The organism is Streptomyces sp. P9-2B-2 (genome assembly GCF_030406865.1).
In the GTDB taxonomy this organism is placed as follows: Bacteria; Actinomycetota; Actinomycetes; order Streptomycetales; family Streptomycetaceae; genus Streptomyces; species Streptomyces platensis.
This window is the reverse complement of the sequence record NZ_CP129126.1, coordinates 4046322-4064170: the sequence shown is the minus strand read 5'-3', so window position 1 is coordinate 4064170 and position 17849 is coordinate 4046322. Positions and strand designations below refer to the sequence as shown.

General features: G+C 65.4%; 28 protein-coding genes. All 28 read left to right on the top strand.

What is annotated here, in order from left to right; translation table 11 throughout:
* Positions 1–100: 100 nt before the first annotated feature.
* The 28 genes from QT196_RS17660 to QT196_RS17525 all read left to right on the top strand — a co-directional run bounded on the left by QT196_RS17660 (position 101) and on the right by QT196_RS17525 (position 17758).
* Positions 101–589, top strand: a complete 489-nt coding sequence (locus tag QT196_RS17660) for a DUF1707 and DUF4190 domain-containing protein (protein WP_290355225.1) — start codon at positions 101–103, stop codon at positions 587–589.
* Positions 590–1036: 447 nt separating this feature from the next.
* Positions 1037–1408 carry a 30S ribosomal protein S12 gene (gene rpsL / locus QT196_RS17655; RefSeq protein ID WP_003948652.1) on the top strand — a complete coding sequence of 124 codons (372 nt, stop codon included), beginning with the start codon at positions 1037–1039 and terminating at the stop codon, positions 1406–1408.
* A 2-nt stretch (positions 1409–1410) separates the two neighbouring features.
* Positions 1411–1881 (top strand): 30S ribosomal protein S7, encoded by a 471-nt coding sequence (rpsG, locus tag QT196_RS17650; RefSeq protein WP_168479944.1) that lies wholly within the window; start codon positions 1411–1413, stop codon positions 1879–1881.
* A gap of 39 nt (positions 1882–1920) precedes the next feature.
* Positions 1921–4041, top strand: coding sequence for an elongation factor G (gene fusA / locus QT196_RS17645; RefSeq protein WP_168479942.1), 2121 nt, complete (start codon positions 1921–1923; stop codon positions 4039–4041).
* Positions 4042–4196: 155 nt separating this feature from the next.
* On the top strand, positions 4197–5390 hold the full coding sequence (gene tuf, locus QT196_RS17640; protein ID WP_006604872.1) for an elongation factor Tu: 1194 nt from the start codon (positions 4197–4199) through the stop codon (positions 5388–5390).
* A gap of 478 nt (positions 5391–5868) precedes the next feature.
* The gene (rpsJ, locus tag QT196_RS17635) at positions 5869–6177 is read left to right on the top strand and encodes a 30S ribosomal protein S10 (protein ID WP_014054162.1); all 309 of its coding nucleotides are present in this window, start codon (positions 5869–5871) and stop codon (positions 6175–6177) included.
* 14 nt (positions 6178–6191) lie between these two features.
* A complete protein-coding gene (gene rplC, locus QT196_RS17630) occupies positions 6192–6836 on the top strand; it encodes a 50S ribosomal protein L3 (RefSeq protein WP_018090903.1) in 645 nt (214 codons plus the stop codon).
* A gap of 8 nt (positions 6837–6844) precedes the next feature.
* Positions 6845–7495 (top strand): 50S ribosomal protein L4, encoded by a 651-nt coding sequence (rplD, locus tag QT196_RS17625; protein WP_168479940.1) that lies wholly within the window; start codon positions 6845–6847, stop codon positions 7493–7495.
* Positions 7495–7818, top strand: coding sequence for a 50S ribosomal protein L23 (gene rplW / locus QT196_RS17620; RefSeq protein WP_085925686.1), 324 nt, complete (start codon positions 7495–7497; stop codon positions 7816–7818). The genes rplD and rplW overlap by 1 nt, the downstream gene beginning before the upstream one ends.
* A gap of 39 nt (positions 7819–7857) precedes the next feature.
* A complete protein-coding gene (rplB, locus tag QT196_RS17615; protein ID WP_042155863.1) occupies positions 7858–8694 on the top strand; it encodes a 50S ribosomal protein L2 in 837 nt (278 codons plus the stop codon).
* 12 nt (positions 8695–8706) lie between these two features.
* The gene (gene rpsS / locus QT196_RS17610; RefSeq protein WP_018090899.1) at positions 8707–8988 is read left to right on the top strand and encodes a 30S ribosomal protein S19; all 282 of its coding nucleotides are present in this window, start codon (positions 8707–8709) and stop codon (positions 8986–8988) included.
* Positions 8989–9031: 43 nt separating this feature from the next.
* Positions 9032–9379: a 50S ribosomal protein L22 gene (rplV, locus tag QT196_RS17605; RefSeq protein ID WP_009997296.1), complete on the top strand. Its 348-nt coding sequence runs from the start codon at positions 9032–9034 to the stop codon at positions 9377–9379.
* Positions 9379–10206 (top strand): 30S ribosomal protein S3, encoded by an 828-nt coding sequence (rpsC, locus tag QT196_RS17600; protein ID WP_030986147.1) that lies wholly within the window; start codon positions 9379–9381, stop codon positions 10204–10206. Before rplV ends, rpsC begins: the two co-directional genes overlap by 1 nt.
* 5 nt (positions 10207–10211) lie before the next feature.
* Entirely contained in the window at positions 10212–10631 is a 420-nt protein-coding gene (rplP, locus tag QT196_RS17595; RefSeq protein WP_006604880.1) for a 50S ribosomal protein L16, read from the top strand.
* On the top strand, positions 10631–10855 hold the full coding sequence (gene rpmC, locus QT196_RS17590; RefSeq protein ID WP_030074787.1) for a 50S ribosomal protein L29: 225 nt from the start codon (positions 10631–10633) through the stop codon (positions 10853–10855). The genes rplP and rpmC overlap by 1 nt, the downstream gene beginning before the upstream one ends.
* Positions 10855–11136 carry a 30S ribosomal protein S17 gene (gene rpsQ / locus QT196_RS17585; RefSeq protein ID WP_006604882.1) on the top strand — a complete coding sequence of 94 codons (282 nt, stop codon included), beginning with the start codon at positions 10855–10857 and terminating at the stop codon, positions 11134–11136. The genes rpmC and rpsQ overlap by 1 nt, the downstream gene beginning before the upstream one ends.
* Before the next feature lie 106 nt (positions 11137–11242).
* Positions 11243–11611: a 50S ribosomal protein L14 gene (gene rplN, locus QT196_RS17580; RefSeq protein ID WP_003992364.1), complete on the top strand. Its 369-nt coding sequence runs from the start codon at positions 11243–11245 to the stop codon at positions 11609–11611.
* Positions 11612–11614: 3 nt separating this feature from the next.
* Positions 11615–11938 (top strand): 50S ribosomal protein L24, encoded by a 324-nt coding sequence (gene rplX / locus QT196_RS17575; protein WP_006604883.1) that lies wholly within the window; start codon positions 11615–11617, stop codon positions 11936–11938.
* Positions 11938–12498: a 50S ribosomal protein L5 gene (rplE, locus tag QT196_RS17570; RefSeq protein WP_016571061.1), complete on the top strand. Its 561-nt coding sequence runs from the start codon at positions 11938–11940 to the stop codon at positions 12496–12498. The genes rplX and rplE overlap by 1 nt, the downstream gene beginning before the upstream one ends.
* A 5-nt stretch (positions 12499–12503) precedes the next feature.
* Positions 12504–12689: a type Z 30S ribosomal protein S14 gene (locus QT196_RS17565; protein WP_003956452.1), complete on the top strand. Its 186-nt coding sequence runs from the start codon at positions 12504–12506 to the stop codon at positions 12687–12689.
* Between the two features lie 238 nt (positions 12690–12927).
* A complete protein-coding gene (rpsH, locus tag QT196_RS17560; protein WP_168479938.1) occupies positions 12928–13326 on the top strand; it encodes a 30S ribosomal protein S8 in 399 nt (132 codons plus the stop codon).
* Positions 13327–13348: 22 nt separating this feature from the next.
* Positions 13349–13888, top strand: a complete 540-nt coding sequence (gene rplF / locus QT196_RS17555; RefSeq protein ID WP_030986151.1) for a 50S ribosomal protein L6 — start codon at positions 13349–13351, stop codon at positions 13886–13888.
* 3 nt (positions 13889–13891) lie between these two features.
* Positions 13892–14275: a 50S ribosomal protein L18 gene (gene rplR / locus QT196_RS17550; protein WP_129295748.1), complete on the top strand. Its 384-nt coding sequence runs from the start codon at positions 13892–13894 to the stop codon at positions 14273–14275.
* Between the two features lie 46 nt (positions 14276–14321).
* Positions 14322–14924, top strand: coding sequence for a 30S ribosomal protein S5 (rpsE, locus tag QT196_RS17545; protein ID WP_006604888.1), 603 nt, complete (start codon positions 14322–14324; stop codon positions 14922–14924).
* Positions 14924–15106, top strand: a complete 183-nt coding sequence (rpmD, locus tag QT196_RS17540) for a 50S ribosomal protein L30 (protein WP_030074796.1) — start codon at positions 14924–14926, stop codon at positions 15104–15106. The genes rpsE and rpmD overlap by 1 nt, the downstream gene beginning before the upstream one ends.
* A 1-nt stretch (position 15107) precedes the next feature.
* A complete protein-coding gene (rplO, locus tag QT196_RS17535; protein WP_085925690.1) occupies positions 15108–15563 on the top strand; it encodes a 50S ribosomal protein L15 in 456 nt (151 codons plus the stop codon).
* 225 nt (positions 15564–15788) lie between these two features.
* Positions 15789–17102 (top strand): preprotein translocase subunit SecY, encoded by a 1314-nt coding sequence (secY, locus tag QT196_RS17530; protein WP_168479936.1) that lies wholly within the window; start codon positions 15789–15791, stop codon positions 17100–17102.
* Positions 17102–17758, top strand: coding sequence for an adenylate kinase (locus QT196_RS17525; RefSeq protein ID WP_168479934.1), 657 nt, complete (start codon positions 17102–17104; stop codon positions 17756–17758). Before secY ends, QT196_RS17525 begins: the two co-directional genes overlap by 1 nt.
* Positions 17759–17849 lie beyond the last annotated feature (91 nt).

Below are 17849 nucleotides of genomic sequence, written 5' to 3'. Positions count from 1 at the left end.
AGAAGATGGGGGAACTGTCGAGCGGGGGGAGGTTCGCGAAGTGGCATTCCAGCCGTGGCAGGGTGGTCAGCCGGCTCAGCCGTCGAATCAGGTGCCTGCCATGCGTGCCTCGCACGCCGACCGTGAGCGGACGGTCGATGTGCTCAAGGCGGGATTCGCCGAGGGGCGGCTTCAGCAGCCGGAGTACGAGCAGCGGATCACACGGGCCTACAAGGCGCAGACGCACGCCGAGCTGCAGATGCTGGTAGCCGATCTGCCGCAGGGGCCGGTGCCGCAGGCACAGTTCGTGCCGCAGCGGCCGATGGTGCCGGCGACGTTCATGCCGATGCCCCTGCAGATGCCGGTTCCGGTGACGACGAACAGCTCGGCGACGGGCGCGCTGGTCTGCGGGATCATGACGCCGGTGACATGGGGGCTGACGGCGATTCCGGCGGTGATCCTGGGGCACAAGGCGCGGGCCGAGATCCGGCGGTCCGGTGAGCGCGGTGACGGCCAGGCGCTGACGGGGCTGATCCTGGGCTGGCTGGCGATCGGCGGCTGGGCGCTGTTCCTCCTGGTCTTCATCCTCTCCGCCGCGGTCAACCTCTAGGGGCCGTCCGGTGGAGCCGTCCGCGGTCGGGCGGCGGCTCCCGGGGCCGCCGGGGGAGGGCCGGCGCGGGGCCTGGTGCCTTCTTCCGTACGGCGGTGGATCCCACTACGGTGACCGCAACGCCGTGAGGAGTCCGGCGTGTCCTTCGCGTGTGCATTTGTTTTGACCGCAGCCCATGCGGTAGGTACGCTCTGACCTTGTGCCTGGGGTGTCCCTGGGCTGCCGTGCGCGCACTCTCCCGCTGGAGTACCTGCCGGGCCGTAAGGCCGCGGAAGGGCTTCGTCCGGAGTGCCATCAGCGCGGAAGCCGGGTTTTGACACCGCAATCTGCCGCCTCCTTCGTTCCAGCGAGGGACCGGACTGCAGTATTCGACACACCCGACCGCGTGGGTCGGGGAATGTTCCAGGTTAGCTTTACCGAGACTGGCACACAGAAACCGGAGAAACGGTGCCTACGATCCAGCAGCTGGTCCGAAAGGGCCGGCAGGACAAGGTCGAGAAGAACAAGACGCCCGCGCTCGAGGGTTCCCCCCAGCGCCGTGGCGTCTGCACGCGTGTTTTCACGACCACCCCGAAGAAGCCGAACTCGGCCCTGCGTAAGGTCGCGCGTGTGCGTCTGACCAGCGGGATCGAGGTCACCGCTTACATTCCGGGTGAGGGCCACAACCTCCAGGAGCACTCGATCGTGCTCGTGCGTGGCGGCCGTGTGAAGGACCTGCCGGGTGTTCGGTACAAGATCATCCGCGGCTCCCTCGACACGCAGGGCGTCAAGAACCGCAAGCAGGCTCGCAGCCGCTACGGCGCCAAGAAGGAGAAGTAAGAATGCCTCGTAAGGGCCCCGCCCCGAAGCGCCCGGTCATCATCGACCCGGTCTACGGTTCTCCTCTGGTGACCTCCCTCATCAACAAGGTGCTGCTGAACGGAAAGCGCTCCACCGCCGAGCGCATCGTTTACGGCGCCATGGAGGGTCTGCGCGAGAAGACCGGTAACGACCCGGTCATCACGCTCAAGCGCGCGCTCGAGAACATCAAGCCGACCCTCGAGGTCAAGTCCCGCCGTGTCGGTGGCGCGACCTACCAGGTTCCGATCGAGGTCAAGCCCGGCCGTGCCGGCACCCTCTCGCTCCGCTGGCTCGTGGGTTACTCCCGCGCCCGTCGTGAGAAGACCATGACCGAGCGCCTCATGAACGAACTGCTCGACGCCTCCAACGGCCTCGGCGCTTCGGTCAAGAAGCGTGAGGACACGCACAAGATGGCCGAGTCCAACAAGGCCTTCGCGCACTACCGCTGGTAGTCGCAACCCACATCGAGACCGAGAGAAGATTGAGCCACTATGGCCACCACTTCGCTTGACCTGGCCAAGGTCCGCAATATCGGGATCATGGCCCACATCGACGCGGGCAAGACGACCACCACCGAGCGGATCCTGTTCTACACCGGTGTTTCGTACAAGATCGGTGAGGTCCACGACGGCGCTGCCACGATGGACTGGATGGAGCAGGAGCAGGAGCGCGGCATCACGATCACGTCTGCCGCGACGACCTGCCACTGGCCGCTGGAAGACGTCGACAACACCATCAACATCATCGACACCCCGGGCCACGTCGACTTCACGGTCGAGGTGGAGCGCTCGCTGCGCGTCCTGGACGGTGCGGTGACGGTGTTCGACGGCGTTGCCGGTGTCGAGCCCCAGTCCGAGACCGTCTGGCGTCAGGCGGACCGCTACGGCGTGCCGCGTATCTGCTTCGTCAACAAGCTCGACCGCACGGGTGCCGAGTTCCACCGCTGCGTCGACATGATCGTGGACCGCCTGGGCGCGACCCCGATCGTGATGCAGCTGCCGATCGGCACCGAGGCGGACTTCAAGGGTGTCGTCGACCTCGTCACCATGAAGGCCCTGGTCTGGTCGGCCGAGGCCGCCAAGGGCGAGATGTACGACACCGTCGACATCCCGGACACTCACATCGAGGCTGCCGACGAGTGGCGCGGCAAGCTGCTCGAGGCCGTTGCCGAGAACGATGAAGAGGTCATGGAGCTGTACCTGGAGGGCCAGGAGCCCACCGTGGAGCAGCTCTACGCCGCGATCCGTCGGATCACCATCGCTTCGGGCAAGGCCGAGAACACCACCGTCACCCCGGTGTTCTGCGGTACCGCCTTCAAGAACAAGGGCGTGCAGCCCCTGCTCGACGCGGTCGTGCGCTACCTCCCCTCCCCCCTCGACGTCGAGGCCATCGAAGGCCACTCCGTCAAGGACCCGGAAGAGGTCATCAAGCGCCAGCCGTCCGCGGACGAGCCGCTGTCCGCTCTGGCGTTCAAGATTGCGAGCGACCCCCACCTGGGCAAGCTCACCTTCATCCGCATCTACTCGGGCCGCCTCGAGGCCGGCTCGCAGGTGCAGAACTCGGTGAAGGGCAAGAAGGAGCGCATCGGCAAGATCTACCGGATGCACGCGAACAAGCGTGAGGAGATCGAGTCGGTGGGTGCCGGTGACATCGTCGCCGTCATGGGTCTGAAGCAGACCACCACCGGTGAGACCCTCTGCGACGCGTCGAACCCGGTGATCCTGGAGTCGATGGAGTTCCCGGCCCCGGTCATCCAGGTCGCCATTGAGCCCAAGTCCAAGGGCGACCAGGAGAAGCTGGGTGTCGCCATCCAGCGCCTCGCCGAAGAGGACCCCTCGTTCCAGGTGCACACCGACGAGGAGACCGGCCAGACCATCATCGCGGGTATGGGCGAGCTGCACCTCGACGTGCTGGTCGACCGTATGAAGCGTGAGTTCCGGGTCGAGGCCAACGTCGGCAAGCCGCAGGTCGCCTACCGCGAGACCCTGCGCAAGGCCGTCGAGCGTCTCGACTACACGCACAAGAAGCAGACCGGTGGTTCCGGTCAGTTCGCCAAGGTGCAGATCGCGATCGCGCCGCTCGAGGGCGACGGGTACGAGTTCGAGAACAAGGTCACCGGTGGCCGTATCCCGCGGGAGTACATCCCGTCCGTGGACGCGGGCTGCCAGGAGGCCATGGAGTTCGGTGTTCTCGCCGGCTACCCGCTCACGGGCGTCAAGGTCACCCTGCTCGACGGTGCGTTCCACGAGGTCGACTCGTCGGAAATGGCCTTCAAGATCGCCGGTTCGATGGCCTTCAAGGAGGCCGCGCGCAAGGCCTCCCCGGCCCTGCTCGAGCCGATGATGAAGGTCGAGGTCACCACGCCCGAGGACTACATGGGCGACGTGATCGGCGACATCAACTCCCGCCGCGGTCAGATCCAGTCCATGGAAGAGCGCAGCGGCGCCAAGCTCGTCACGGGCCTGGTCCCCCTGTCGGAGATGTTCGGCTACGTCGGAGACCTCCGCAGCAAGACGTCGGGTCGCGCAAGCTACTCGATGCAGTTCGACTCCTACGCCGAGGTTCCCCGGAACGTCGCCGAGGAGATCATCGCGAAGGCCAAGGGCGAATAGGTCCGTCTCCCGAGAGCCGGAACACGCTTTAGGCTTGACACCGTCTGAGGGGGTAATCCCCGCAACCCGCGAGGATTGCCCCGTCAGCCGGCATCCCAGCAAAGATCACCTGGCGCCGATGAGTAAGGCGTACAGAACCACTCCAGGAGGAACCAGTGGCGAAGGCGAAGTTCGAGCGGACTAAGCCGCACGTCAACATCGGCACCATCGGTCACATTGACCACGGTAAGACGACCCTCACGGCCGCCATTACCAAGGTGCTGCACGACGCGTACCCGGACCTGAACGAGGCCTCGGCCTTCGACCAGATCGACAAGGCTCCTGAGGAGCGCCAGCGCGGTATCACGATCTCGATCGCGCACGTCGAGTACCAGACGGAGAACCGTCACTACGCCCACGTCGACTGCCCCGGTCACGCGGACTACATCAAGAACATGATCACGGGTGCGGCGCAGATGGACGGCGCCATCCTCGTTGTCGCCGCCACCGACGGCCCGATGCCGCAGACCAAGGAGCACGTGCTCCTGGCCCGCCAGGTCGGCGTTCCGTACATCGTTGTCGCCCTGAACAAGGCCGACATGGTGGACGACGAGGAGATCCTGGAGCTCGTTGAGCTCGAGGTCCGTGAGCTCCTCTCCGAGTACGAGTTCCCCGGCGACGACGTTCCGGTCGTCAAGGTCTCGGCGCTCAAGGCGCTCGAGGGCGACAAGGAGTGGGGCGACTCCGTCCTCAAGCTCATGGCCGCCGTCGACGAGTCGATCCCGCAGCCCGAGCGCGACGTCGACAAGCCGTTCCTGATGCCGATCGAGGACGTCTTCACGATCACCGGCCGTGGCACCGTTGTCACCGGTCGTATCGAGCGTGGTGTCCTCAAGGTCAACGAGACCGTCGACATCATCGGCATCAAGACCGAGAAGACCACCACCACGGTCACCGGCATCGAGATGTTCCGGAAGCTCCTCGACGAGGGCCAGGCCGGTGAGAACGTCGGTCTGCTGCTTCGCGGTATCAAGCGCGAGGACGTCGAGCGCGGCCAGGTCATCATCAAGCCGGGCTCGGTCACGCCGCACACCTCCTTCGAGGCCCAGGCGTACATCCTGTCGAAGGACGAGGGTGGCCGTCACACCCCGTTCTTCAACAACTACCGCCCGCAGTTCTACTTCCGTACCACGGACGTGACCGGCGTCGTGACCCTCCCCGAGGGCACCGAGATGGTCATGCCGGGCGACAACACTGAGATGACCGTTGAGCTCATCCAGCCCGTCGCGATGGAAGAGGGCCTGAAGTTCGCCATCCGTGAGGGTGGCCGGACCGTCGGCGCCGGCCAGGTCACCAAGATCACGAAGTAATTTCGCTGATCCGGTGATCCGGTAGCTCCCGGCCTTCGGGCCGGGGGTCCGGGGCGCTTGCCCCGGGAAAGCACGACAAGGAGCCCTGTCCGCCGTCAGGTGGGCGGGGCTCCTTGACAGTTGGGCCCCGATTAGCCTTACGCGTCCCAGGTGTGGCACACTGTCCAGGTTGCTCGGTTGAGTGCCGATGCTGCGCGCCTCTCGCCGGGAGGACTGGAAGCGAGTCCCAGGTATTCGTCGCCCCTTTTCAGGGTCGGAAATACGGGAATCTTCTGGGAAGCGTCAGCGGGGTGCCTCGACCAGGCGCCCGGTGGGTGTTCTTCCCCTGCTGACTCCTTCTGAAGGATCTCCTTTATGGAGATTTACGGGAAGGGGTGCGACACGCCCGACCGCGTGGGTCGGAGAAGAACAGTGTTTCCCAGGGAGCACAGCGCATCGGGTCCCAGAGCGTTTCGAGAGACAGGACTACTGAGTAGCCATGGCGGGACAGAAGATCCGCATCCGGCTCAAGGCCTACGACCACGAGGTCATCGACTCTTCGGCGAAGAAGATCGTCGAGACGGTGACCCGTACTGGTGCGTCGGTCGCGGGCCCGGTGCCGCTGCCCACTGAAAAGAACGTGTACTGCGTCATCAAGTCGCCGCACAAGTACAAGGACGCGCGCGAGCACTTCGAGATGCGCACGCACAAGCGCTTGATCGACATCCTCGACCCGACGCCCAAGACCGTTGACTCGCTGATGCGCCTGGACCTTCCGGCCGGCGTTGACATCGAGATCAAGCTCTGAGAGGCGCGGAACAGATGGCTAAGCAGATCAAGGGCATCCTGGGCGAGAAGCTCGGCATGACCCAGGTCTGGGACGAGAACAACCGTGTCGTCCCGGTCACTGTGGTCAAGGCCGGCCCCTGTGTCGTTACCCAGGTGCGCACCAATGACCAGGACGGTTACGACTCCGTCCAGATCGCCTTCGGCGAGATCGACCCGCGCAAGGTGAACAAGCCCCTCAAGGGCCACTTCGCGAAGGCCGACGTCACCCCCCGTCGTCACCTCGTCGAGGTCCGTACCACCGACGCCGGTGAGTACACCCTCGGCCAGGAGCTGACCGCTGAGACCTTCGAGTCCGGCGTCAAGGTGGACGTGACCGGCAAGAGCAAGGGCAAGGGCTTCGCCGGTGTCATGAAGCGTCACGGCTTCCATGGCGGCAAGGCCTCCCACGGTGCCCACCGCGTGCACCGTAAGCCTGGCTCCATCGGTGGCTGCGCCACCCCGGGCCGCGTGTTCAAGGGCATGCGGATGGCCGGCCGTATGGGCAATGAGCGGGTCACCACCCAGAACCTGACCGTCCATGCCGTTGACGCGGAGAAGGGCCTGCTGCTCATCAAGGGCGCAGTTCCTGGTCCGAACGGCGGCCTCGTCCTGGTCCGTACCGCGGCCAAGGGGGCCTGAGGTAACCGATGAGCACCATTGACATCCTTTCGCCGGCAGGCGACAAGGCCGGTAGCGTCGAGCTCCCCACGGAGATCTTCGACGCCAAGGTCAGCGTTCCGCTGATCCACCAGGTCGTTGTCGCGCAGCTGGCCGCTGCCCGTCAGGGCACGCACAAGACCAAGACTCGCGGCGAGGTCCGCGGCGGTGGCAAGAAGCCGTACCGCCAGAAGGGCACCGGCCGCGCGCGCCAGGGTTCGACCCGTGCGCCGCAGTTCGCCGGCGGTGGCATCGTCCACGGCCCGCAGCCGCGTGACTACTCGCAGCGGACGCCCAAGAAGATGAAGGTTGCCGCCCTGCGCGGTGCCCTCACCGACCGGGCCCGCAACGCGCGCATCCACGTCGTTTCCGGCGTGGTCGAGGGTGCGACCTCCACCAAGGCCGCCAAGGCTCTTCTCGGCAAGGTCAGCGAGCGCAAGAACGTGCTCCTGGTCGTCGAGCGCAGCGACGAGGCCGCGTGGCTGTCCGCCCGCAACCTGCCCCAGGTTCACATCCTGGAGCCGGGCCAGCTGAACACGTACGACGTGCTCGTCTCCGACGACGTGGTCTTCACCAAGGCCGCCTTCGAGTCCTTCGTGTCTGGCCCCAAGGCCGCTGAGACCGAAGGGAGCGACGCCTGATGAGTGAGGCCGTCGTCACCAGCAAGACCTTCTCGGACCCGCGCGACGTGCTCGTCAAGCCGGTTGTCTCGGAGAAGAGCTACGCCCTGCTGGACGAGAACAAGTACACGTTCATCGTCGCGCCGGGCTCGAACAAGACCCAGATCAAGCAGGCCGTCGAGGCGGTCTTCTCGGTCAAGGTCACCGGGGTCAACACGATCAACCGGCAGGGCAAGCGCAAGCGCACCCGCACCGGTTACGGCAAGCGCGCAGACACCAAGCGCGCCATCGTGACCCTCGCCGAGGGCGACCGTATCGACATCTTCGGCGGCCCGGTCTCCTAACGGAGTCCGAGTCGTCCGGAATCGGACGAGGACTGAGAAATGGGTATCCGCAAGTACAAGCCGACGACCCCGGGCCGTCGTGGCTCCAGCGTCGCCGACTTTGTCGAGATCACGCGGTCCACGCCGGAGAAGTCGCTGGTCCGCCCGCTGCACAGCAAGGGCGGCCGTAACAACGCCGGTCGTGTGACCGTTCGCCACCAGGGCGGTGGCCACAAGCGCGCCTACCGAGTGATCGACTTCCGTCGTCACGACAAGGACGGCGTGCCGGCCAAGGTCGCGCACATCGAGTACGACCCGAACCGCACCGCGCGCATCGCGCTGCTGCACTACGCAGACGGCGAGAAGCGCTACATCATCGCGCCCCGTGGCCTGGTCCAGGGTGCTCGGATTGAGAACGGCCCTGGCGCCGACATCAAGCCGGGCAACAACCTGCCGCTGCGCCACATCCCCGTGGGTACGACGATCCACGCGATCGAGCTGCGTCCGGGCGGCGGTGCGAAGTTCGCCCGCTCGGCCGGTGCCTCCGTACAGCTGCTGGCGAAGGAGGGCCGCATGGCCCACCTGCGCATGCCGTCCGGTGAGATCCGCCTGGTCGACGTCCGCTGCCGCGCCACTGTGGGCGAGGTCGGCAACGCCGAGCAGTCGAACATCAACTGGGGCAAGGCCGGCCGTATGCGCTGGAAGGGCGTCCGCCCGACCGTGCGTGGTGTCGTGATGAACCCCGTCGACCACCCGCACGGTGGTGGTGAGGGCAAGACCTCCGGTGGTCGCCACCCGGTCTCGCCGTGGGGTCAGAAGGAGGGTCGTACTCGCTCGCCGAAGAAGGCCAGCAACAAGTACATCGTCCGCCGCCGCAAGACGAACAAGAAGCGCTAGGAGCGGGTTTAGATGCCGCGCAGTCTCAAGAAGGGGCCCTTCGTCGACGACCACCTTTCCAAGAAGGTGGATGTTCAGAACGATGCCGGCACCAAGAACGTCATCAAGACCTGGTCCCGCCGCTCCATGATCGTCCCGGCCATGCTCGGCCACACGATCGCGGTGCACGACGGCCGCAAGCACGTCCCGGTGTTCGTCACCGAGTCGATGGTCGGCCACAAGCTCGGCGAGTTTGCGCCGACCCGCACCTTCCGCGGCCACGAGAAGGACGACCGCAAGTCGCGGCGTCGTTGATCGGCGGAGTGCGAAGACTATGACTGACACCGAAGGGACAACCATGGAAGCCAGGGCCCAGGCGCGGTACATCCGCGTCACGCCCATGAAGGCCCGCCGCGTGGTGGACCTTATCCGTGGCATGGATGCCACGGAGGCTCAGGCGGTCCTGCGTTTCGCCCCGCAGGCCGCGAGCGTGCCGGTTGGCAAGGTGCTGGACAGCGCCATTGCCAACGCTGCACACAACTACGACCACACGGACGCCTCCACGCTGGTTATCAGCGAGGCGTACGTCGACGAGGGCCCGACCCTGAAGCGGTTCCGTCCGCGTGCTCAGGGCCGTGCCTACCGGATCCGCAAGCGGACCAGCCACATCACCGTGGTCGTCAGCAGCAAGGAAGGAACCCGGTAATGGGCCAGAAGGTAAACCCGCACGGGTTCCGGCTCGGCATCACGACGGACTTCAAGTCCCGGTGGTACGCCGACAAGCTGTACAAGGACTACGTCAAGGAAGACGTCGCCATTCGTCGCATGATGACGAAGGGCATGGAGCGCGCCGGTATCTCCAAGGTGGAGATCGAGCGCACCCGTGAGCGCGTCCGCGTTGACATCCACACCGCTCGTCCGGGCATCGTCATCGGCCGCCGCGGCGCCGAGGCCGACCGCATCCGCGGCGAGCTGGAGAAGCTGACCGGCAAGCAGGTCCAGCTGAACATCCTCGAGGTCAAGAACCCCGAGACCGATGCTCAGCTCGTGGCCCAGGCCGTCGCCGAGCAGCTGTCCTCCCGCGTCTCCTTCCGTCGCGCCATGCGTAAGAGCATGCAGTCGACGATGAAGGCCGGCGCCAAGGGCATCAAGATCCAGTGTGGTGGCCGTCTCGGCGGCGCCGAGATGTCCCGCTCGGAGTTCTACCGCGAGGGCCGTGTGCCCCTGCACACGCTCCGTGCGAACGTCGACTACGGCTTCTTCGAGGCCAAGACCACCTTCGGCCGTATCGGCGTGAAGGTCTGGATCTACAAGGGCGACGTCAAGAACATCGCCGAGGTGCGTGCCGAGAACGCTGCCGCCCGTGCGGGTAACCGCCCGGCTCGCGGTGGCGGCAACGACCGCCCGCGCCGCGGTGGCGAGCGTGGCGGCCGTGGTGGCCGCAAGCCGCAGCAGCAGACCGCCGCTGCCGAGGCCCCCAAGGCCGAGGCCGCTGCCGCTGCTCCGGCGGAGACCCCCGGAACGGAGGCCTGACCGACATGCTGATCCCTCGCAGGGTCAAGCACCGCAAGCAGCACCACCCGAAGCGCAGCGGTATGGCCAAGGGTGGCACCGAGCTGGCCTTCGGTGAGTACGGCATTCAGGCCGTCACCCCGGCTTACGTGACGAACCGTCAGATCGAGTCCGCTCGTATCGCGATGACCCGTCACATCAAGCGTGGCGGCAAGGTCTGGATCAACATTTACCCGGACCGCCCGCTCACGAAGAAGCCGGCCGAAACCCGCATGGGTTCCGGTAAGGGTTCTCCGGAGTGGTGGGTCGCGAACGTCAAGCCCGGTCGGGTGATGTTCGAGCTGTCCTTCCCGAACGAAAAGGTTGCCAAGGAGGCGCTGACCCGCGCCGCCCACAAGCTTCCGATGAAGTGCCGCATTGTGCGGCGCGAGGCAGGTGAGTCGTGATGGCGGCCGGTATCAAGGCGACCGAGCTGCGCGAGCTGAATGACGAGGACCTCGTCGGAAAGCTTCGTGAGGCCAAGGAGGAGCTGTTCAACCTCCGCTTCCAGGCGGCGACCGGACAGCTTGAGAACCACGGTCGGCTCAAGTCCGTCCGTAAGGACATCGCCCGGATCTACACCCTGATGCGTGAGCGCGAGCTGGGCATCGAGACGGTGGAGAGCGCCTGATGAGCGAGAAGAATGTGACTGAGACGAACGAGCGCGGTTTCCGCAAGACCCGTGAGGGTCTCGTCGTCAGCGACAAGATGGACAAGACTGTCGTCGTCGCTGTCGAGGACCGCGTCAAGCACGCGCTGTACGGCAAGGTCATCCGCCGTACCAACAAGCTCAAGGCGCACGACGAGCAGAACGCTGCCGGCGTCGGCGACCGCGTCCTCCTGATGGAGACCCGGCCGCTGTCCGCCACCAAGCGCTGGCGCATCGTCGAGATCCTCGAGAAGGCCAAGTAATCCCTCCTAGGGGGACCCCCTAGGAACAGTTCCGCCAGGCTCGGCAGGGGCCCACTCGTCAGAGGAAAGCCCCTGCCGGGAACCGGCAGACAAACAGGAGATAGACGTGATCCAGCAGGAGTCGCGACTGCGTGTCGCCGACAACACTGGTGCGAAGGAAATCCTTTGCATTCGTGTTCTCGGTGGTTCCGGTCGCCGCTACGCGGGCATCGGTGACGTCATCGTCGCCACCGTGAAGGACGCGATCCCCGGTGGCAACGTGAAGAAGGGTGACGTCATCAAGGCCGTCATCGTTCGCACCGTCAAGGAGCGCCGCCGTCCGGACGGCTCGTACATCCGCTTCGACGAGAACGCGGCCGTCATCCTCAAGAACGATGGCGACCCCCGCGGCACCCGCATCTTCGGCCCCGTGGGCCGGGAGCTGCGCGAGAAGAAGTTCATGAAGATCATCTCGCTCGCGCCGGAGGTGCTGTAACCGATGAAGATCAAGAAGGGCGACCTGGTCCAGGTCATCACCGGTAAGGACAAGGGCAAGCAGGGCAAGGTCATCCAGGCCTTCCCCCGCGAGGACCGTGTCCTGGTCGAGGGTGTCAACCGGGTCAAGAAGCACACCAAGGCCGGCCAGACCGCTCGTGGTTCGAAGACCGGCGGCATCGTGACGACCGAGGCCCCTGTCCACGTCAGCAATGTTCAGCTGGTTGTGGAGAAGGACGGCAACAAGGTCGTTACCCGCGTCGGATACCGCTTCGACGACGAGGGCAACAAGATCCGCGTTGCCAAGCGGACCGGTGAGGACATCTGATGACTGCCACCACCAACGCGCCGCGTCTGAAGACGCGCTACCGCGAAGAGATCGCCGGGAAGCTGAAGGACGAGTTCTCGTACGAGAACGTCATGCAGATCCCCGGTCTGACCAAGATCGTGGTCAACATGGGTGTGGGCGACGCCGCCCGCGACTCCAAGCTGATCGAGGGCGCCATCCGCGACCTCACCACGATCACCGGCCAGAAGCCGGCCGTCACCAAGGCCCGTAAGTCCATCGCGCAGTTCAAGCTGCGTGAGGGCCAGCCGATCGGTGCCCACGTCACCCTCCGCGGTGACCGCATGTGGGAGTTCCTGGACCGCCTGCTGTCGCTCGCGCTGCCGCGCATCCGCGACTTCCGTGGTCTGTCCCCGAAGCAGTTCGACGGTCGGGGCAACTACACCTTCGGTCTCACCGAGCAGGTCATGTTCCACGAGATCGACCAGGACAAGATCGACCGTACCCGGGGTATGGACATCACCGTGGTCACCACGGCGACCAACGACGATGAGGGCCGCGCTCTCCTTCGTCACCTCGGCTTCCCGTTCAAGGAGGCGTGAGCGAGATGGCGAAGAAGGCTCTGATTGCCAAGGCTGCTCGCAAGCCGAAGTTCGGTGTGCGCGCGTACACCCGCTGCCAGCGCTGCGGCCGTCCGCACTCCGTTTACCGCAAGTTCGGCCTGTGCCGCGTGTGCCTTCGTGAGATGGCTCACCGTGGCGAGCTGCCGGGCGTGACCAAGAGCTCCTGGTAATCCCTTCATTGGGATGACCAGGGCTCTCGGTAAGCATTCGGTCGGTGGGCGCCCCGCCTCTTCTTCCCGTAGGGTAGAAGGGTTTGGGCGCCCCGCCGCCCGAGACCGACCGCGGGCCGAGCCCGCATAAAGTCGCTTACTACGCCGTAGGTCCCCGCGCCGCACCCGTCCCGACTCTGATCGGGGAGAGGGATGGCGCACATAGGAAACCCCGGCGAGAGAGGCCGAAGGCCAATTCATGACCATGACTGATCCCATCGCAGACATGCTGACCCGTCTGCGTAACGCGAACTCGGCGTACCACGACACCGTCGTGATGCCGCACAGCAAGATCAAGTCGCACATCGCGGAGATCCTCCAGCAGGAGGGCTACATCACCGGCTGGCGCGTCGAGGACGCCGAGGTTGGCAAGAACCTCGTCCTCGAGCTGAAGTTCGGCCCGAACCGCGAGCGCTCGATCGCCGGCATCAAGCGGATTTCGAAGCCGGGCCTGCGGGTCTACGCAAAGTCCACAAGTCTGCCGAAGGTCCTCGGCGGCCTGGGCGTGGCGATCATCTCCACGTCCCACGGTCTCCTGACCGGCCAGCAGGCCAGCAAGAAGGGCGTGGGTGGGGAAGTCCTCGCCTACGTCTGGTAACCAGGGAACGGAGGAATAGCTAATGTCGCGTATTGGCAAGCTGCCCATCCAGGTTCCCGCTGGTGTGGACGTCACCATCGAGGGCCGTACGGTCGCGGTGAAGGGCCCCAAGGGTTCCCTCTCGCACACCGTCGCGGCGCCCATCGAGGTCGCCAAGGGTGAGGACGGCGTGATCAACGTTGTCCGCCCGAACGACGAGCGTCAGAACAAGGCCCTGCACGGCCTGTCCCGCACGCTGGTGGCGAACATGATCACCGGCGTGACCCAGGGCTACAGCAAGGCGCTCGAGATCAGCGGTGTCGGTTACCGCGTCCAGGCGAAGGGCTCCAACCTGGAGTTCTCCCTGGGCTACAGCCACCCGATCCTGATCGAGGCCCCCGAGGGCATCTCCTTCAAGGTCGAGTCCCCGACCAAGCTCAGCGTCGAGGGCATCGACAAGCAGAAGGTCGGCGAGGTTGCGGCGAACATCCGCAAGCTGCGCAAGCCTGACCCGTACAAGGCCAAGGGCGTCAAGTACGCCGGCGAGGTCATCCGCCGCAAGGTCGGAAAGGCTGGTAAGTAAGCCATGGCATACGGTGTGAAGATCGCCAAGGGCGACGCTTACAAGCGGGCCGCTGCGAAGCGCCGCCACATCCGCATCCGTAAGCGGATTTCGGGTACCCCGGAGCGTCCGCGTCTGGTGGTGACGCGGTCCAACCGTGGCATCACCGCCCAGGTCATCGACGACATCGCCGGCCACACGCTGGCCTCGGCGTCGACCCTGGACGCGTCGATCCGTGGTGGCGAGGGCGACAAGAGCGCTCAGGCCAAGCAGGTCGGTTCCCTGGTCGCCGAGCGTGCCAAGGCCGCCGGTGTCGAGGCCGTCGTGTTCGACCGTGGTGGCAAGCAGTACGCCGGGCGGATTGCCGCTCTGGCCGACGCCGCCCGCGAAGCCGGGCTGAAGTTCTAAGCCCCGGTTCCGGAGCTAGCGGACGTAACAGAGAGAGGTAAATCCAATGGCTGGACCCCAGCGCCGCGGGAGCGGTGCCGGTGGCGGCGAGCGGCGGGACCGGAAGGGTCGCGACGGTGGCGCTGCCGCCGAGAAGACCGCATACGTTGAGCGCGTTGTCGCGATCAACCGTGTCGCCAAGGTTGTCAAGGGTGGCCGTCGCTTCAGCTTCACCGCGCTGGTCGTGGTGGGCGATGGTGACGGCACCGTAGGTGTCGGTTACGGCAAGGCCAAGGAAGTTCCGGCTGCCATCGCCAAGGGCGTGGAAGAGGCCAAGAAGAACTTCTTCAAGGTCCCCCGTATCCAGGGCACCATCCCTCACCCCATCCAGGGCGAGAAGGCTGCGGGCGTCGTCCTGCTCAAGCCGGCTTCCCCCGGTACCGGTGTGATCGCGGGTGGCCCCGTGCGTGCCGTTCTGGAGTGCGCGGGCATCCACGACGTGCTGAGCAAGTCGCTCGGTTCGTCGAACCCGATCAACATCGTGCACGCCACGGTGACCGCGCTTCAGGGCCTTCAGCGCCCCGAGGAGATCGCGGCCCGTCGTGGCCTGCCGCTGGAGGACGTTGCTCCCGCCGCTCTGCTGCGGGCGCGTGCAGGGGTGACCGCGTAATGGCGCACCTCAAGATCACGCAGACGAAGTCCTTCATCGGTAGCAAGCAGAATCACCGCGACACCCTCCGTTCGCTGGGCCTCAAGCGGCTCAACGACGTGGTTGTCAAGGAGGACCGTCCCGAGTTCCGCGGCATGGTGCACACCGTCCGCCACCTCGTGACGGTTGAGGAGGTCGACTGACATGGCGGAGAACAACCCGCTGAAGGTCCACAACCTCCGGCCCGCCCCGGGCGCCAAGACCGCCAAGACCCGTGTGGGTCGTGGTGAGGCGTCCAAGGGTAAGACCGCTGGTCGTGGTACCAAGGGCACGAAGGCCCGTTACCAGGTTCCGGAGCGCTTCGAGGGCGGGCAGATGCCCCTCCACATGCGCCTCCCGAAGCTGAAGGGCTTCAAGAACCCCGCTCACAAGCAGTTCCAGGTCGTGAACCTGGCGAAGCTGGCCGAGCTCTACCCGCAGGGTGGCGAGGTCACGGTGGCCGATCTGGTCGCCAAGGGCGCGGTGCGCAAGAACGAGCTCGTCAAGGTCCTGGGCCAGGGCGAGATCTCCGTGGCGATTCAGGTTTCGGTTGACGCCGTTTCCGGGTCCGCCAAGGAGAAGATCGCCGCTGCCGGCGGCACCGTCACCGAGCTCATCTGAGTTCGTTGGTTCAACTGACCGGGGATGCCCATTGATTGGGGCATCCCCGGTTGGTCGTTCCAAGGGGGTACGGTCGCCGGTAAGGTGGCGTGCAGTGTTGTTTTGTCCGGGACCAGTCCTCGGACGTTCGCCGCACAGGCCGTGCCTGTGCGGTTTTGGCCGCTAACTATTCGTCGATCCTCAAGACCGTCACCTCTCGCACAGGCGGGAGGCGCAGGAGGCACCGTGCTCACCGCGTTCGCCCGAGCGTTCAAGACGCCCGACCTGCGCAAAAAGCTGCTGTTCACATTGGGCATCATCGTGCTCTACCGGATCGGCGCGCATGTCCCGGTCCCCGGGGTGAATTACGCGAACGTCGAGACCTGCATGAAGCAGGCCGGCGGTAACAGCGGGTTGTTCGCCCTGGTGAACATGTTCAGCGGTGGTGCGCTGCTGCAGATCACGATCTTCGCGCTGGGGATCATGCCGTACATCACGGCGAGCATCATCCTCCAGCTGCTGACCGTCGTGATCCCCCGGCTGGAGGCCCTCAAGAAAGAGGGACAGTCCGGCCAGGCCAAGATCACCCAGTACACGCGCTATCTGACCGTGGCGCTCGCGATCCTCCAGGGCACCGGACTGGTGGCCACCGCCCGCAGCGGTGCGCTCTTCCAGAACTGCCAGGTCGCCAGCGAGATCGTGCCCAGTGACTCGATCTTCACCACCATCACGATGGTCATCACGATGACCGCCGGCACCGGCCTGATCATGTGGCTCGGCGAGCTGGTCACCGACCGCGGTATCGGCAACGGCATGTCGATCCTGATGTTCATCTCGATCGCCGCCGGCTTCCCGGGCGCGCTGTGGCAGATCAAGCTCACCGGCAAGCTGGCCGACGGCTGGATCGAGTTCTTCGCGGTGATCGCGGTGGGCCTGGCGATGGTCGCCCTGGTGGTCTTCGTCGAGCAGGCGCAGCGGCGGATCCCGGTGCAGTACGCGAAGCGGATGATCGGCCGCCGGTCCTACGGCGGTACGTCCACTTACATCCCGCTCAAGGTGAATCAGGCAGGTGTGATTCCTGTCATCTTCGCGTCATCGCTGCTCTACATTCCAGCCCTCATCGCACAGTTCAGCGGGTCGAAGGCGGCATGGGCGACGTGGATCGCCACCAACTTCACCAAGGGAAATCACCCGGTTTACATCGTTACGTACTTCCTGCTGATCGTGTTCTTCGCCTTCTTCTACGTGGCCATCAGCTTCAACCCCGAAGAAGTTGCCGACAACATGAAGAAGTATGGTGGCTTCATCCCGGGTATCCGGGCTGGTCGCCCGACGGCCGAGTACCTCAGCTACGTGCTCAACCGGATCACGTGGCCGGGCTCGCTGTACCTGGGGCTGATCGCGCTCGTACCAACAGTGGCGTTGGTGCTTTTCAACGCGAACCAGAACTTCCCGTTCGGCGGGACGAGCATCCTGATCATCGTGGGTGTGGGTCTGGAGACCGTGAAGCAGATCGAGAGCCAGCTTCAGCAGCGCAACTACGAAGGGTTCCTCCGCTGATGCGAATCGTCCTCGTCGGACCCCCGGGGGCCGGCAAGGGTACGCAGGCTGCGTACCTTGCCAAGAACCTCGCGATCCCGCACATCTCCACGGGGGACCTGTTCCGCGCCAACATCAGCCAGGGCACGCCCCTCGGCCGCGAGGCGAAGTCATACATGGACGCCGGCAATCTGGTGCCCGACTCGGTCACCATCGCGATGGCCGAGGACCGTATGGAGCAGCCCGACGCAGCCGACGGCTTCCTCCTGGACGGCTTCCCCCGCAACCTGGGCCAGGCCAAGGCGCTGGACGAGTACCTCAAGGACAAGAACCTCACGCTGGACGCCGTCCTGGACCTGGAGGTCCCCGAGGACGAGGTCGTGAAGCGGATCGCCGGCCGGCGTATCTGCCGCAACGACAGCAGCCACGTGTTCCACGCCGAGTACAACAAGCCGGAGACCGAGGGCGTCTGTGACGTCTGCGGCGGCGAGCTGTACCAGCGGGACGACGACCGTGAGGAGACCGTCCGCAAGCGCCTTGAGGTCTACCACACGGAGACCGAGCCGATCATCGACTACTACAAGGCTCAGGACCTGGTGGTCACGCTCCTGGCGATGGGCAAGGTCGACGAGGTCACCAAGCGCGCGATGGCGGCTCTGCCGTCCCGGGACGCGTAGCAGCAAGAACGGCGTGCCTACGGCCGCGGTGCCCGCAACGGGTACCGCGGCCGTATCGTGTACGGGGCGGTCGTGACGGCCGCCGGACAAG